This window comes from Paenibacillus beijingensis (assembly GCF_000961095.1).
GTDB lineage: Bacteria > Bacillota > Bacilli > Paenibacillales > Paenibacillaceae > Paenibacillus_O > Paenibacillus_O beijingensis.
This window is the reverse complement of record NZ_CP011058.1, coordinates 5,064,642-5,080,340: the sequence shown is the minus strand read 5'-3', so window position 1 is coordinate 5,080,340 and position 15,699 is coordinate 5,064,642. Positions and strand designations below refer to the sequence as shown.

Here is a 15,699-nt window from a genome sequence, read left to right as displayed (position 1 = left end):
AAGTTTACACTTTTTGCCGCAACCCTGTTTTCGCCGCTATACGTATCTTATCCAGTAATTCGTGAACGGCTTCAGCCGTACGAAAGTCAGGAGCCTGATGCGTGTTCTCCAGCAGATCGGTATAAATTTGCGAATAAAGCTGGGCCACATTGAATGCAGGGCCACCATTCAGCTCAGAAGGCAAACGATTATATTGGGGCGGGATCGGCAATTCTTCAACTTTTTTGTTGCTTCCTTGCGCTCCCTTTACGACAAAGGAATCGATTTGAAACATGAAGTTTTCTTTGGACTGTAACCGTAAATCTCCTTCCGTTCCATTGATTTCTAATGATAGACTTCCGATATGGGTATTGCGGATATGAGTGCTCATGATTGCGCCGTTTGCTAAGATTCCGTTCACGATTACATGATCGGGTGAGGTCGCCTGAATGACTTCATCTGTTTCAACAACTTTGACTTGTTTGGCCTGCGTTTCCAAGATGGCAGATACCTCGGAGAATGATCCAACCAGATAAGTGATGCCATCGAGAAGATGTCCTGCGGTTATGGTCAGTTGGTTGGCTCCATTTGCTTCATCCAAAAGATATACACGGGATTGATTGATCTGTTTGGAGCGGGTTGAGTAAACCGGCAGCGCGTAGTTGCAATGGACAGCCCGCACATTCCCGATATAACCGCCAGCTATCAGGTCCTTGACATAAGTAAGAGCCGGGTTTGTGCGAGCCTGCAGGCCAACAAAATGGCGCACTCCCTTTTCCTCTGCCGCTTGAAGCAAACCGGTTGCTTCTTCGGTTGTCCGTCCAAGAGGGTATTCACAGTAAACGTGTTTCCCGGCCTTTAAAGCCGTACGCACCAATTTGTCATGCTCGGGAACTTTGACTGCAACGGTGACCAGGTCTACGTCAGGATGCAAAGCGAGTTCATACGGGTCGGTAAAGGCATGAGGAATTCCAAAGCGACTCGCCGTTTCGGCGGCACTCGCCTGACGGGTCGTACTAACGGCAGTCACTCTGAAATTGGACAATGCTTGTAACGCCGGAAGATGCGCGATTCCTCCCCAACTTCCATCTGAACTGGCTCCGATGATCCCAACGCCTATTTTATTTTGCTTCATGCTGAAAACCTCCTTACGGTTTCGCCTTTAAGAATTGGAAATCCTTATCTATGTGGTCTATACATACAATAATACAAGAACTAATATTTAGTAAGTAGGTACTTTTAGGTTCGCAACAAACTTAGAAGTGAATAGGAGGATGCTCATGAACAACAAAGTGGAAGTAGAATGACAGATAGGGGCTTCTTTTTGTGACATCGTTCTAAAAAAAGAACTTAAATTGTTACCCGAAAAGGGACAAAAACATCACTTCATACACTTTCTGAAATCGACTTCTAACATGCTGCCCATACCTAATCGAAGCCTAGACACAAAAGCCGGAATTCTTGAGAATAGGAAACTGCCTTTTATACGCTTACATGGAAGTTATTCTGACATTATAAGAAATCATTGTTGACATCAGCGGGGAATTAAAATATGATGTATCCAAGTTAGTTTTGACTGCGAACAAACAAACAGGACGGGGAAGACGAGATGAAAAAAACAGGGAGCCTCGAATCGATCAAAAATCTAAACCGTTCTTTGGTTCTGGAGCAGATTCGCGAGCATCAGCCGATTACGCGGGCGGAAATTGCCAAGAAATTAAATCTCAGCCGCTCAACCGTGTCGATAATCATTGATGATCTGATTGAAAAAAAGTTCGTCAGTGAACTTGGCTTTGGCGATTCCACCAGAGAAGGCGGCCGGCGGGGGATGAAACTCGGTTTCAATCCGGCTTCGGCTTACGGCGTCGGCGTGGATATTGGCGGAACGAAGATTCTAATGGTAATTACCGATCTTGACGGCAATGTCGTGTACAAAGAAAAGCAATCCACCGTCAATGAATTAGGCGGGATCATTGCAATGATTCAGGAATGTATCCGCAATTCCGGCATCAACCTGGAACAAATCATTGCGATGGGGATCGGGATTCCGGGCACATTCGACAAACACACGGGAATATTAATTGACGCGCCGGCGCTCGGACTGAAGAATGTCAATGTCAAAAAAGAGTTTGATCCTCACTTTCAGTTTCCGGTGTTTTTCAACAATGACGTCAACTGCGCGGCATTGGGGGAAAGATGGCGGGGCTCGGGAGACAATGCCGACGACGTTGTATTTATTGCGATCGGAACTGGCGTGGGAAGCGCGATTATTGCCAAAGGGGAGCTCATTGAAGGTCATAGCTCCACCGCAGGAGAAATCGGCTATTTCATTACGCCGGAAGAAATCCGCAACCGGGTGGTCAACCGCCCCGATGAATTCGGCACCTTCGAGAACAAAACATCGGGCACGGCGCTTGGGAAGAGCGGATATTCCGCGGAAGAGCTTTTCGAGCGATCCGTACAAGGCGATCCGAAAGCGGAGGCTTGGGTGAAGGATTTCGTAATCGAGATGTCTGCCGCAATCGCCAACATCGCCAGCTTATTAAACCCTGAGAAGGTCATCATCGGCGGCGGCGTTTCGGAATCGTTAGGCTCCGTTATCGACGGTATCAAGAAAAGAGTAAGCGAATCCTCGCCTAACCGGACAGACATTGAGCTTGCCCGGCTTGGGGGAGATGCGGGCGCAATCGGCGCTATCGCTTATGCTTTTCAACAAATACAAGATAAGTAGACGAAGGATGGTGGGTTTCATGAGAAAAATAGTTGGAATCACGTTGGCATCGGTGCTTGTTGCAGGCTTGCTGTCTGCTTGCGGCTCCAAGAATGAAGAAGCCGGCAGTGCCGGCAAGACGGTTACCCTGAATACGATTTTCATGAAGCAGGCCGGATACAGCGAGGATGCCGTCAACGAAGCGACCAAAGAATTCATGGCTCAGAACCCCAATATTAAGGTGGAAAATACGTTTGTGCCTTATGAATCGTTGGAGACGAAGATTTTGACTTCCAACGGAAATTACGATGTGGCGTTAATTGACGCTCCTTGGACCCCCAAATTCGTTAAAGCGGGCATTCTGCAGGATGTCACTGACAAGCTCTCCGACACCGAACGCCAGGATATTTTCGAAGGTGCACTCAGCGCCGTGGAATACGAGAACAAGCTGTACGGCATGCCGTGGCTGAACGATACGAAATATTTGTTTTACAACAAAGACATGCTGGCACAAGCCGGCATTACTAAAGTCCCAGCCACATGGGACGAGGTCCTCGAAGCGTCTCGAATTCTGAAAGAGAAAAAGATCGTAGAATACCCGCTCGTATGGTCCTGGAAACAAGCCGAGGCGCTGGCGGTTGACTATACTTCGATCTCCGAGTCCTTCGGCGGTCATATGATCAAGGACGGGCAGCCGAATCTGAACGATCCGGCCAATATCAACGCGCTCAAGTTCATGGTTGATTCATTGACGGAAGGCCTGAGCAATCCGAATTCCAGGGAATTTCTGGAGGAAGACGTAAGAGGCACATTCTCGAGCGGCAAAGCGGCTTTTGCTCTTAACTGGACATATATGTTCAATCTGGCGAACGATCCGAAAGAATCGCAGGTGGCAGGCAAAGTGGGCATCGCTTTAGATCCTGGAACTCCCCAAGCCGTAAGCGCGGCGACTAACGGCGGGATGGGTCTTTCGATACCGAAAGGGAGCAAGCATCCCGAAGAAGCGTGGAAATTCATTCAGTTCATGGCATCGAAGGATTTCCAGAAGAAATACGCCAAAGACGCGCTTCCGATCTGGAAATCGCTTTTCGAAGACCAAGACGTTATTGCGACGAATCCCGACTTGGTGAACGTTTCGAAGGAGCAGTATAAATATCTGGTGAACCGCCCGCAAGTACCTTGGTACGGAGAGTTGTCGACAGAAATGCAAGTTGCGGTAAGCAAGGCGCTGCTCGGCGAAATTACGCCGGACCAGGCAATGAACGGGCTGCAGGAGAAAGCGCTCAAAATGGCTGAATAATCCGAAGGGGGGCTTTCCCCCCTTTAAATTTTTTTACAAAGGAGAAGTACCCGGCATGAAGAGAATGAGTGACAAAACATTCGCGTGGCTAAACATCGCACCGGCCATCCTTTTGGTATTCGGGATCGTTCTCTTCCCTTTGATCCAAACCTTCCTATACAGCCTGCAAAATATGGAGCTGATCTCGGACAACAAGGGTCAATTCGTCGGGCTGCAAAACTATGCCGAGCTGTTGTCTGACCCGGACTTTTGGGGTTCGTTCGGCAGAACGATCTATTTTTCGCTGGCATCCATCGCAATGGAGCTCGTCCTTGGACTTTTGATCGCACTTCTGTTAAATGAGAATATCAAAGGAAAAACCTTTTTGAGGACAATCATCATCCTTCCATGGGCCGTTCCGACGATCGTCAATGCCGCGATGTGGAAATGGATCTATCATCCGGAGTACGGAGCGCTGAATGCCTTCCTTAAACAGCTGCATCTCATTTCTTCGTATCAATCGTGGTTAAGCAGCCCATGGCTGGCGATGCAAATGGTTATTCTCGCGGATGTCTGGAAGATGACGCCGTTTGTTGTAATCTTTATTCTAGCTTCGCTGCAGATGGCGAACAAAGGGGTATACGAAGCGGCGAGCATCGACGGGGCCGGCCTTGTCCGGCGATTCTTCGTACTGACGCTCCCTTACCTGAAGCCGACATTGCTGGTGCTTCTGGTTATGAGAACGATGGAATCCTTCAAAGTATTTGACCTGATCTACGCGCTGACTCAGGGAGGACCGGCGAACGGGACGATGGTGCTTACCTATCAAGCCTATCTCAAGGCTTTCGCGAATTTGCAGTATTCGCAAGGGGCAACCATTTCTTATTTGATCGCCATGATGATCGTGCTTTTGACCGTGATGTATGTTCGGATACTCAAGACGGAGGAGGAGATGTAGATGAGACACAGCAAAACATTTACGGTCATGCAATACCTGTTCGCCGCGCTCATTGTATTCTGCACGCTTTCTCCTTTTCTTTGGTTGTTCATTTCGAGCATATCCTACCAAAAAGATTTGACCGCGGTGCCGCTTCGCTGGATTCCGAAGGATATTACCTTTGAGCGATACGCCGACGTATTCGTGAATTCCGGCAATGATTTGGCCTACTCGTTCCGGATATCGATGATCAACAGCTTCATCGTATCGGCCAGCGTCACTCTGATTGCGCTTGTTATCGGCGGCTTGGCGGCTCATGCGATTGCACGGTTTCGGTTCCGTTTCCGTCAGAAGCTTATCTATATCTTTCTGTTCACCTATATGATCCCTTCGGTGGTTATCGTTATTCCGCTTTATCTCCTGCTCAATAAGGCAGGGCTGTTGGATTCGAAAATCACGTTGGTCCTGCTGGATTTAACCTTTGCGATTCCGTTCGTCATATGGATCATGCAGAGCTATTTCAGGCTGCTGTCCAAAGATTTCTACGAAGCGGCAAGCATCGACGGCTGCTCCCGGTTCCAAATGCTGCTGCTGATCGTTGTTCCGTTAGTTCGGCCGGGTCTGATTGCCACTGGCATTTTTACCTTCTTGCTTGCGTGGGATGAATTTTTCTTCTCTTTGTTGTTCACGTCTTCGCTCGATGCAAAAACGATCTCGGTGGCGATTGCGGAGTTCAGCGGAAAAAATACCGTCGATTACGGCATGATCTCGACCGGAGGCGTTCTCGCATGTCTACCTCCGCTGATCATCGCTTATGCATTCCAGAAATTTTTGGTTCAAGGAATGACCGCAGGAGGGGTAAAGGAATGATTGTTGAAATTAAGCAGAACTACAATGAACTGTCATATTATACGGCACTGATGATTGCGGAGTATGTCGGAAGGAAGCCGGACTGCATAATGTGTCTGGCGGCGGGCAATACACCGGTCGGTACTTTACGATATTTGGTACAGATGGCACAAGAGCAGAAGGTCGATTTCGGGACATGCCGATTTGTCGGTCTCGACGAATGGGTAGGAATGGACAAAACATCGGACGGAAGCGCTCAGGAGACGCTGTACCAGGAATTTTTCTCGCCCCTTAGCATCCGTCCCTCGCAAATCCATTTCTTCGAAGCTCTCTCCGATGATCTGCAAAGTGAATGTAAAAGGATCGACGATTATATAGCGACCGAAGGCCCGATCGATTTAATGCTGCTCGGTCTCGGTGTGAACGGACATTTAGGACTGAATGAGCCTGGCGTGGATTTTGACAGCGGCTCACATGTTACCGAGCTTAGCCAAACGACCGTGACCGTCGGGCAAAAATATTTTAAACAACGTCAGGAGCTTACCGGAGGAATCACGCTCGGGATCCGGCAGATCATGGAGAGCGAGACCGTTATTCTAATCGCAAGCGGCAAGAACAAGGCGGATGCCGTATACCGGCTTCAACATGGGGAAGTCACCAATGAGCTGCCGGCCAGCATTCTGCAGCGGCATACGAATTGCTTCGTCATATTGGACCAAGACGCCGCAGAGACCGAATTGCCGGGAAACTGATTATTGCTGAAAGTCACAAACAGTCCATTTAAAAGTCGCTAAATCGCGGCTTTTTTGATTTGCATCAGGTTTTTCAGTTACTCCTTTATCGAAAAAACTGCCCTTACCTTGAAATTACCGCATGTTGGAACCAAATGATTTGCTATATAGTGGTAGTATCGGAATTTTTATTTCCTCATCAGCGAATTAGCGAAAGGAGAGGGCGTATGGCCAAAGCTCGCACCCCATCGAAGCTTCAAATCCTCTTTTATTCCGTCTCCTTAAAAAGGCGCATTTGGCTGACGTTCGTACTGTTAATTACAGCAAGTCTTGCCTCCGCAGGTACGATTGCCTATCTGATTGCAGCCAAAGATATTCAGCGTACGGCGTTTCAGTCCAGTCAAGATACGGTCAACCAATCGGCCCAAATCGTCAACGAACGGTTGAAGAATATCGGGACCGCCGTCAGGGCGCTTATGTTCAGCGACGCCTTTCAGGACATGATGCTGGATGTGAAGCAAAATGACCGCTCGGGATATTATAAGTGGTTGTCTCTGCTGCAACCGGCCTTCTCGCAGGTGAAGTTTAACGATGCCATGATCCACAGTATTTTGATCGCAACGCCCATCGGCGATTTCTACTCGACCTCGAATGTCCGAAGCGCCGGGAATTCCTTCTATGAATCCGACATGTACGCCCAGTTTAAAGCGCTAAACCGCGGCTTTTGGACGAAAGGACACCGCGATCCATTCTTTAAAGACAACGCCGAAGTTATTTCGCTTGTGGCGGAGGGGGTGCTTGATCTGTCGGAGCAGATGCAGAATCTTGATGTGTTTGTGGTGGTGAACGTCAAGCAAGCTGATTTAGTGAGCTTGTTTATGGACAATCTCACCCAAACAGACAAGAATTACTACTTTATCGATACATCTGGCGATCAGGTTGCCGTCCGGGACAGAAACGCTCAAAATAACGACTTTGTGACGGAGCCGGAGTTTAGGCGGCAGCTGGCGATAGAGGCGGCGGGCTCCTTTTTTTACCATCATGAGGGAAAGCAGTATCTGGTCAATTACAGCAAGCTCGGTGTGAAAGAGGACTGGATGATCGTCGGCGTTCAATCCAAGGATAAGCTGCTTGCGCAATTAAACGGGATTAAACGGTCGACATCCTATGTTATTATCGGCTTTGTGCTGTTGTCCCTGTTTATCTCCAATCGTCTGACCTATGTGCTTCTCAGGCCGCTGGTCCGGCTGCAGAAGGTCATGAAACGGGTGGCGGACAATGATCTTACCGTTCGTTATGAAAGCCCTTACAATGATGAAGTATCCCAGGTTGGATTTCGGTTCAACCGAATGCTCGATGAAATCAAGCAGCTGATTGACGACGTTAAAATCCGGGAGCGGGACAAGCGAAAGGCAGAAATCAAAGCGCTGACCGCTCAGATGGACCCGCATTTCTTCTACAACACATTGAATACGATCTACTGCAAATCCGTTCTCGGCGAGAATGATGACGTTAACGAAATGATACTGGCTTTATCCCAAATGTTTCAGCTTAGCTTAAGCGGCGGGAGAGAACGGATTCCGCTCCGGGAGGAGCTCGACCATGTCCGTCAATATTTGGCGATCCAGCAGAAGTCGTACGAAAACCTGTTTGTTTGTCTCATCGAAGCGGATCAAACTGCGCTCGAGTGCCTGGTACCCAAAATTATGATTCAGCCGTTGGTTGAAAATTGCATTCTGCATGGTTTTTCGGATCGAACCTCCGGCGGTGAAATCCGGATTGCCGTAACGGCTGACAGAAGGAGGCTTCAGATTATGGTCGAGGACAACGGCAGCGGCTTCGACCCTGTTAAAGTGAGGGCCGGCATGATGAACCCGCCTGGCGGGAGGCACGGTTATGCGCTGAACAATATAGTTCAGCGTCTTAAGCTTTTTTACGGGGACGATGACGACAAAATAAAACTTGATAAGAACGAATCCGGCGGCTCGAGAATTACACTGCAGCTGCCGCGCCAAGAAGGAGGCATGGAGCATCATGAACCGGATGACCAAGCTTTGCGTTATTGACGATATCCGCAGTGTCGTGGAGATGATTACCAGGAAAATTCCATGGCACGATTATGGGATTGAGATCGCAGGCAGCGCCACGGACGGGGAAGAAGGCTTGGCCCTTGTCGAAGCCGTTAAGCCCGATATTATCTTGACCGATGTTCGGATGCCGAAGATGGATGGATTAGAGATGACAAAGCGGATCGCCCAGCTGCTGCCATGGAGCAAGGTGATTATCCTAAGCGCATATACCGATTTCGAATATGCTCAGAAGGCGCTGCAATACGGAGCGGTGGATTACGTCAAGAAGCCGTTTGCCATCGAAGATATCGTTCAGGTTGTTAAGAAAGCAAGAGATTTGTGGCAGAGCGAGCACCTGGAACGCACACGCATGCTTCAGATGGAGCATGCGGTGAAGGAAAGCCTGCCTGCCCTTAGGCAGCTCTATTTATCGCAGCTTGTCCATCATCCGACCGATGCTGCCGAGACGCAGATGTGGTGGGGATTCCTGGAGCTTACCCCGGTAACACCGCCATTTGCAGTAATGGTCATCCAAATCGACCAGCTGACGGAGCGCTATGGAAGCCTTGGGCTGAAGGAGCTGGAGCTTGCCCGGTTTTCCCTTCAAAATATTGTGGAGGAAACGGTGCTGTCGTTTACGAAAGCGATTGTTTTCCGGGACGAGTTTAACCGGTATGTCTGTATCGCGGGCACAAGCTTGACGACTTCACGGCTTTCAATAGCGGACGCCTGCTGCGCCAATATTGCCGCAAACACGAAGTTCACCATTTCGATAGGCATCGGAGAAGAAGTTGGTGACGGGAGGGAACTGCCGCGCAGCTATCAGCAGGCGCTTCATGCACTGTCGTATCATTTTTATACCGGAGGTAACGGTGCGCTCTGCTACTCACCGCGTTCCAATATGGGGATGGCGGAGTGGATCTATACCGCGGAAAGCGAGCATGAATTTCTGTTCGCCTTTCGTTCCGGAAATACGGATAAATGCAGGGAATGGCTGGCTGACGTTTTCGCCGGAATGGAGAAGTCGCATATCCGTCCTACGCCAAACGATGTCGAGCATTTGTTTCACGGTCTTGCGCTTCGGATGCTTCGCATTATGCTGGAGAAATTCCCGCGTTCTTCCATTGTCGCCTTCGAAAGCCGCGTCGACCCTGCAGGGGGGATGAGACTGACGGAGCTGCAGGACTACCGGATATGGCTGAATGAGCTGTGCGAAATGGGCTGCCGGTTGATGGAGCGGGAGCGTACGAGCGAGTCGCAGAAAATTATTTATCGTTCCATGGAGTTCATCAAATCCAATCTCCATCTCGATCTGACGCTGGAGCTGTGTGCCCGGGCCGTTAATCTGAGCTGGGGTTACTATTCCAACTTGTTCAAGAAAGTAGCGGGCACAACCTTTCAGCAATACGTCACACAGGCGAAAATAGAGCGGGCGAAGGAAATGCTGCTGGAGGATTATCAGGTACAGGAAATCGCACAGCAGCTCGGCTATGAGCACCGGCGCTATTTCAGCGAGGTCTTCAAGAAACAGACGGGGCTGACCCCTTCCGAATTCAAGGAATTGTTTCTTGGCAAACCGGAGCAGCCGAAATCATGAAACAACGCGAAATAGCTGCCCTAGAACACGAAGTCACCGCATTCCAGCAGCCCTCGCATTATTTTATAGTAAAGGTGTGGTTGAAAGCGTTCTCAATAGACGAGGGAGGATCAGCCGTCATGATCAAAAAAGTGGGGTTAACCGCTTGTATCGGAATGCTGGCGCTAAGCGCCGCCTGCAGCAGCAACAATGCGCCGTCGTCACCTGGAACATCCGACACGCCGGAGCAGTCGCAAAGTACGTTGGAGACAGCCGGTAACGGGAAAAAAGTGAAGCTCTCCTACTGGACCGGCGACAGGCATGACCAGGATTACATTAAGGAAGTCGTACAGAAATTCAACGAAACGAATGCCGACAATATCGAGGTGGAGTTGGTCGTCAAGACCGACGACTTCAACCAGGCGATCGATTTGGCGTTCGCATCCGGCCAGGCTCCCGACATCATTCGCGTGAAAGAAAATACGATTCAGCCGTGGGTGAAGAAAGGATACCTGGAGCCGATCGACAGCTATTTAACGGACGACTTCAAGCAAAAGTTCCCTGTTATTCCGGATTACAATGAGATCGACGGCAAGCTGTACAGCCTGCCGAATTATGGTTCAACCCTTAGGCTTGTGTATAACAAGGACCTGTTCGACAAGGCCGGCATCGTTTCACCGCCAACTACACTGGCAGAAATGGTGCAAACAGCCAAAAAGCTGACGGAAGCCGGCAAAGCCGAAGGCGCCTATGGCTTCGCCCTTAATTTTAAAAGTCCGCAGAGCGCTATTTTCCGTTCGGCAAGGGTCATTGCGGAGGCGAGCGGTTACGGCGGACTTGGCTACGATTTCAAGACGGCGAGATTTGATTGGAGCGGCTATAAGGCGATTATCGAGGCGTTTAAACAAATGGTTGACGAAGGCAGCACGCTGCCGGGAATGGAATCTCTTGACATTGATCCGCTGCGCGCCCAGTTCGCGGAAGGCAAAATCGGCATGTACATTTCTTTCTCCTCCGAGCCGGGTGTCTACCAAAATCAATTTCCGGCCAAAATCGAATGGGCGGCCGCACCCGTCCCGACAATTGACGGCAAAGTGGCAGGAAAGACGTCTCTGCTTGGCGGACAATGGCTGTCCATCAGCGCCCAATCCAAAAATAAGGAAGCGGCATGGAAATTCATGCAGTATATGTACGGGGACGACATCTTGAAATCGTATCAGGAAAAAGGCTTTGGCCTGTCGATGGTGCCGGCCATTTCGGCCTCCGCCGGAAAGCCGGCGATCAAAGGCATCGAAGGATTTATGCCGACGGAAAATGACGGCACCTGGCCGCTTGACCCGACATCGGCGATCAAGGTTGAAGGCATCATGGCGCCCGACGCATTCTTCAAATATATGCTGAGCGGCGGCGACCTGGATGCCATCATTCAGGATTTGGACAAACGATATAACGACGCTTTGGATAAAGCCATTGCAGCAGGTGAAGTGAAGGCGGAGCCTAAACCGGACTTCGATTCGATGAAGTTAAAATAGAATCAGCGACATCCAAGGGGCGCCGCCATCCATACGACGCCCCTTGCTGTGCATCTGAAACGAATGATTCAAGGAGTGAGCAAGATGAACAACCTGCATCAAATCGGTTTTTCATACCTCTTTTTGTTTCCGAGTTTGCTGCTTACCGGCGTGCTTGGCATTTATCCGATCGGCTGGGCGATCTGGTATATGTTCTACGATTACAAAGGTTACGGCAGTGCTTCCTTCGTTGGACTGGATAACTTTGAGCGGCTGCTTCGGGACACCCAGTTTTGGGATTCTGTCGTCAACACCTTCATCTATGCCGGGGGAAAGCTGCTTATTACGATTCCGCTGAGCCTTGTGCTGGCGGTCATCTTGAATCATTCCTTCCGGGGACGCAGCACCCTCCGGGCGATCATTTTCCTTCCAACCATCATCAGCTCCGCCGTCATGGCCGTTGTCTTTTACATCATGTTCAACTCGTACAATGGATTGCTCAACCAGTACCTGCTGAAGCTTCATCTCATTCCCGAGCGCATTGATTGGCTTGGTCCCGATCATGCCATGCTCACGGCAATCATCATTGCGATCTGGGGAGCGGTTGGCAACTATATGCTGCTTTTTCTGTCCGGACTTCAAAACATACCGAATGACGTATACGAAAGCGCATCGCTTGACGGCGCGAGCCGGTGGCAGCAGTTCTGGCATCTTACCGTTCCCATGCTGGGGCCTGTGCTGCAAATTGTCATTATGCTGGCCATCATCAACTCCCTCAAGGGTTATGAAAGCATTATGGTCTTAACGGATGGCGGACCGATCGGCAAGACGGAAGTGATGTATTTATATGTATATAAGCTGTTCTTTCCAACCCCGTCGGCTTCCTACACCGCTGATCAACAGTTCGGATACGGGAGCGCGGTCGGTTTTGTAACGGCGGTTATCGTTGGCATCATTACGCTGATTTACCATCTCATGTCCAGGCGTTTAAACCATCTTCAATGAGGAGGCCCCGATCATGAAAACAACTGCTTATATATCGACGAGACGGCCTTCAAGATCCAAATCCGGACCGATTTCCGCCGGACGCTGGGGAGGAAGGGTGCTGCTGGGGCTGTTTTTGCTCGTCACGGCATTGCTCATTTTATTTCCGCTGGTCGTCACAGCCTTCGGTTCGTTCATGACGAATGCGGAAATTTCAGCGGGCGGCAAGCTGATCCCTGCGGTCTGGCAGTTCAGCAACTATCAAGAGGCTTGGGTGCAGGCGCATTTCTCCCGGTTTCTCTGGAACAGCGTGTTTCTCAGCGCCGCCTCAACGGTCGGAACCTTGATTGTCGCTTCCATGGCGGCGTATGTCGTCGATCGGATGGCCTTCCCTGGAAAAGTCTTGTTTGTCGGCCTTCAAGCGTCGACGATGTTTATTTCGATCGGGGCGGTTGTGCTGCGGCCGCAGTTTCAGCTGATGGTAAAGCTTCATCTTCATACGACGCTGTGGGGTGTCGTCCTTATTCTAATCAACGCTCATGCGTATATTTTCTTTATTCTGCTCAGCTTTCTAAAAGGAGTGTCCCGCGAGCTGGATGAAGCGGCCCGGATTGACGGGTGCTCGAATGCGGGCATTTACTGGCGCATTCTGCTCCCGCTGCTGCGTCCGGCGCTGGGCGTGGGCGCGCTGTTTACGTTTTGCGGCGCATGGAATGAATATTTGCGGCCGCTCGTATTTACGCTGAACAACCCGGAGCTGCAAACGTTAACGGTCGGACTGTCCTACCTCCGCTATGGGCCGAGCGCGGCTGTACAAACGCATTACATGTTCGCCGGCGCCTGCTTGTCCATCCTTCCGCTGCTCCTTGTTTATATGATCGCGAACAAGTCGTTCATGCAGATGACGGAAGGTTCGCTGAAAGGGTAGGGGCCGAAGCGATGAATGATACGAGACGCAGCCGTCTTCGAGCCAATGGAAAGTCGCCTTCGTTCCTGGCCGCAATGTCCCTTCTTCGGAAGGAGGCTTCAGAGGCGACAACGATCCGGTATGCGATAGGCGAACGGGAAAAAGGGCAGTGGACGCATCTGTATCACTGCCACCTAGATGGAGCCGCACTGACATTCGATTGGGAGCTCCCAACATTGCATGTGTGCCCGGTATGCGGGGAGGAACATAGGGGCGAGCCGTTCGACTCGTGCTGGACATCGTCTGCTCATAACCGGATTGGCAGGGCCGTCTACTTTGCCGCTCTGCTCTATGCCTTCGAGCCGGATGAAGAACTGCTCAATCTGGCAAAAGGCTTTCTGCTCGGTTATTCGGAACATTACGAAGCTTATAAGGTGCATGGCGATATTCCGTATAACGGACCGGGGAAGCTGTTCGCCCAAACGCTTGACGAGGCGCATTGGATTCTCGATCTGGCTGCCGGCTTTCATTTGCTGCGGGATGCCCTCTCGCCGGAAGAGGATCAGCGCATATGCAGCGGTCTGCTTGCGCCCTGTGCGGAGTTTCTCATTGCGCATAAAGAGCGGCAAATTCATAATCACGCCGTCCTCATTACGTCCGCGATCGGCGTGCTCGGCATCTTGCTGGGCGACGAGGCGGTGATTGAAGCGGGCTTAGACGGTGAATACGGACTTCGCGATCAGATGGATCGGGGAATATTGGGGGACGGCTTCTGGTATGAAGGAAGCGTTCACTATCATGTTTACGCCCTTAAAGCACTGATTGGCTTTGCCCTTATCGCCGAGGGAACAAAGTGGGATTTGTGGCGCAATCCGGCGCTGAAGGCGATGTTCGATTATCCGTTGAAGATTATTCTGCCGGGCGGTTATATGCCCTCGCTAAACGATGGGGGACCACTTGAACGAATGGACAGCTATGCGCCTTACTATGAGGTGGCGCTCGATATTTACGGGGATGAGACGTACCGTTCTTTCCTCCAAACGGTATATACGGGCTGCGCTGCAGAACCGATTGATGCACGCGAAGAACCTGCCGAAAGAACTTCGATATACGCCTTATTGTTCGGGAGGGAGCTTACGGCTTCAGCCGATCGGCCGCCAAGCTTGCAAGGGTTAATTCGTCAAAATTATTCGCTTCCAATAAGCGGCTTATCTCAAATCCGCCACCCTTCCGGCTGGTATGCCCTCGTCAAACACAGCATCTTCGGCGGCGAGCATGACCATATGGACCGGCTTGGTTTGTCCCTTGGCTGCGGCGCCATTCCTGTCATGACCGATCCGGGTACGACCGCTTATGGCGTGCCGGCCCATTATGGCTGGTTCAAGCATACGCTCGCCCACAATACGCTCAGCCTTGGCGGCTCCGATCAGCCGCCGCGCGACGGCCGGCTTGTGCAAGCCGCCCAAAAGCGATGGGGGACGCTGCTGGAGGCGGCAGTCGATTGGGGCGGGGACGATTTCAGAATGAAAGGCCGGATCATTTTGCCGGAGGCTCTTAGGCCGTGGGATGAGCAGCTTTACGAAGGAGCTGCTTTCCGCCGGATTCTTGCGCTTGCTGGCGATTATGTGCTCGATATTACCCGGGCGCAGGTGCCTCAGCCAAGAGACATCTGCCTGTCCAATCATCTGTCCGGAGAATGGATCGGTACGGATGATGGGTGGAAGCCGGCGATTGATGGTTTAGGCCGGATTGATTTGCGGTGGCTGAACGAATACCGCGGCCGAGCCGCTGAACCGTGCGAAGTCTTTCGCTACCAAATACGGGACGGCGGCATCCTGAAACATCTGAGCTGGTGTTCGGCCCCATCGGATTTGCTGGCAGCGGTTACGCCGGATAATCCGCTTGCAAACGCAAGAGCAACGCTGATCCGCCGGGCGAAAGAAACCAATGATGTGGTGTTTGTACAGGTTCTGTATTTCGGGCACGAGAACAACAGTGGTGTCATACCGGAAAGCCGATCAAAGCAGGATCAACTTGTTGCCACTGAAGGGCCTGACGGAACATGGCTCATTGCATTCCAGACCATGGATGGCATGCAAAGATTTTCTCTGGACTGGCGCAATGAAGGTGCAAGATTAGAGAAGCTGGATGAAAATGATGCTTAAGG

General features: G+C 50.9%; 12 protein-coding genes. 11 read left to right on the top strand and 1 reads right to left on the bottom strand.

The genetic code is table 11. The features are described 5' to 3' along the window. Positions 1–4: 4 nt before the first annotated feature. Positions 5–1,114: a Gfo/Idh/MocA family protein gene (locus VN24_RS22955; protein ID WP_045672321.1), complete on the bottom strand. Its 1,110-nt coding sequence runs from the start codon at positions 1,112–1,114 to the stop codon at positions 5–7. A 474-nt stretch (positions 1,115–1,588) separates the two neighbouring features. On the opposite strand from VN24_RS22955, the gene VN24_RS22950 reads away from it, so the two are divergent. The 11 genes from VN24_RS22950 to VN24_RS26595 all read left to right on the top strand — a co-directional run bounded on the left by VN24_RS22950 (position 1,589) and on the right by VN24_RS26595 (position 15,697). Beyond that, complete coding sequence (locus VN24_RS22950; RefSeq protein WP_045672320.1) at positions 1,589–2,710, top strand: ROK family transcriptional regulator; 1,122 nt, start codon at positions 1,589–1,591, stop codon at positions 2,708–2,710. 19 nt (positions 2,711–2,729) lie between these two features. Further along, positions 2,730–3,989 carry an ABC transporter substrate-binding protein gene (locus VN24_RS22945; protein ID WP_052703104.1) on the top strand — a complete coding sequence of 420 codons (1,260 nt, stop codon included), beginning with the start codon at positions 2,730–2,732 and terminating at the stop codon, positions 3,987–3,989. Positions 3,990–4,044: 55 nt separating this feature from the next. Continuing rightward, positions 4,045–4,926 (top strand): carbohydrate ABC transporter permease, encoded by an 882-nt coding sequence (locus tag VN24_RS22940; protein WP_045672319.1) that lies wholly within the window; start codon positions 4,045–4,047, stop codon positions 4,924–4,926. After that, entirely contained in the window at positions 4,927–5,775 is an 849-nt protein-coding gene (locus VN24_RS22935; RefSeq protein ID WP_045672318.1) for a carbohydrate ABC transporter permease, read from the top strand. Next, positions 5,772–6,506, top strand: a complete 735-nt coding sequence (locus tag VN24_RS22930; RefSeq protein ID WP_045672317.1) for a glucosamine-6-phosphate deaminase — start codon at positions 5,772–5,774, stop codon at positions 6,504–6,506. The genes VN24_RS22935 and VN24_RS22930 overlap by 4 nt, the downstream gene beginning before the upstream one ends. A 206-nt stretch (positions 6,507–6,712) precedes the next feature. After that, positions 6,713–8,551 carry a sensor histidine kinase gene (locus VN24_RS22925; protein WP_045672316.1) on the top strand — a complete coding sequence of 613 codons (1,839 nt, stop codon included), beginning with the start codon at positions 6,713–6,715 and terminating at the stop codon, positions 8,549–8,551. Further along, a complete protein-coding gene (locus VN24_RS22920) occupies positions 8,520–10,151 on the top strand; it encodes a response regulator (protein WP_052703103.1) in 1,632 nt (543 codons plus the stop codon). Before VN24_RS22925 ends, VN24_RS22920 begins: the two co-directional genes overlap by 32 nt. A 119-nt stretch (positions 10,152–10,270) precedes the next feature. Next, a complete protein-coding gene (locus VN24_RS22915) occupies positions 10,271–11,662 on the top strand; it encodes an ABC transporter substrate-binding protein (RefSeq protein WP_045672315.1) in 1,392 nt (463 codons plus the stop codon). Positions 11,663–11,746: 84 nt separating this feature from the next. After that, the gene (locus tag VN24_RS22910) at positions 11,747–12,646 is read left to right on the top strand and encodes a carbohydrate ABC transporter permease (RefSeq protein ID WP_045672314.1); all 900 of its coding nucleotides are present in this window, start codon (positions 11,747–11,749) and stop codon (positions 12,644–12,646) included. A gap of 13 nt (positions 12,647–12,659) precedes the next feature. Next, entirely contained in the window at positions 12,660–13,553 is an 894-nt protein-coding gene (locus tag VN24_RS22905; protein WP_045672313.1) for a carbohydrate ABC transporter permease, read from the top strand. 11 nt (positions 13,554–13,564) lie between these two features. Continuing rightward, positions 13,565–15,697 (top strand): heparinase II/III domain-containing protein, encoded by a 2,133-nt coding sequence (locus VN24_RS26595; RefSeq protein WP_082084066.1) that lies wholly within the window; start codon positions 13,565–13,567, stop codon positions 15,695–15,697. The last annotated feature ends 2 nt before the right edge of the window (positions 15,698–15,699 follow it).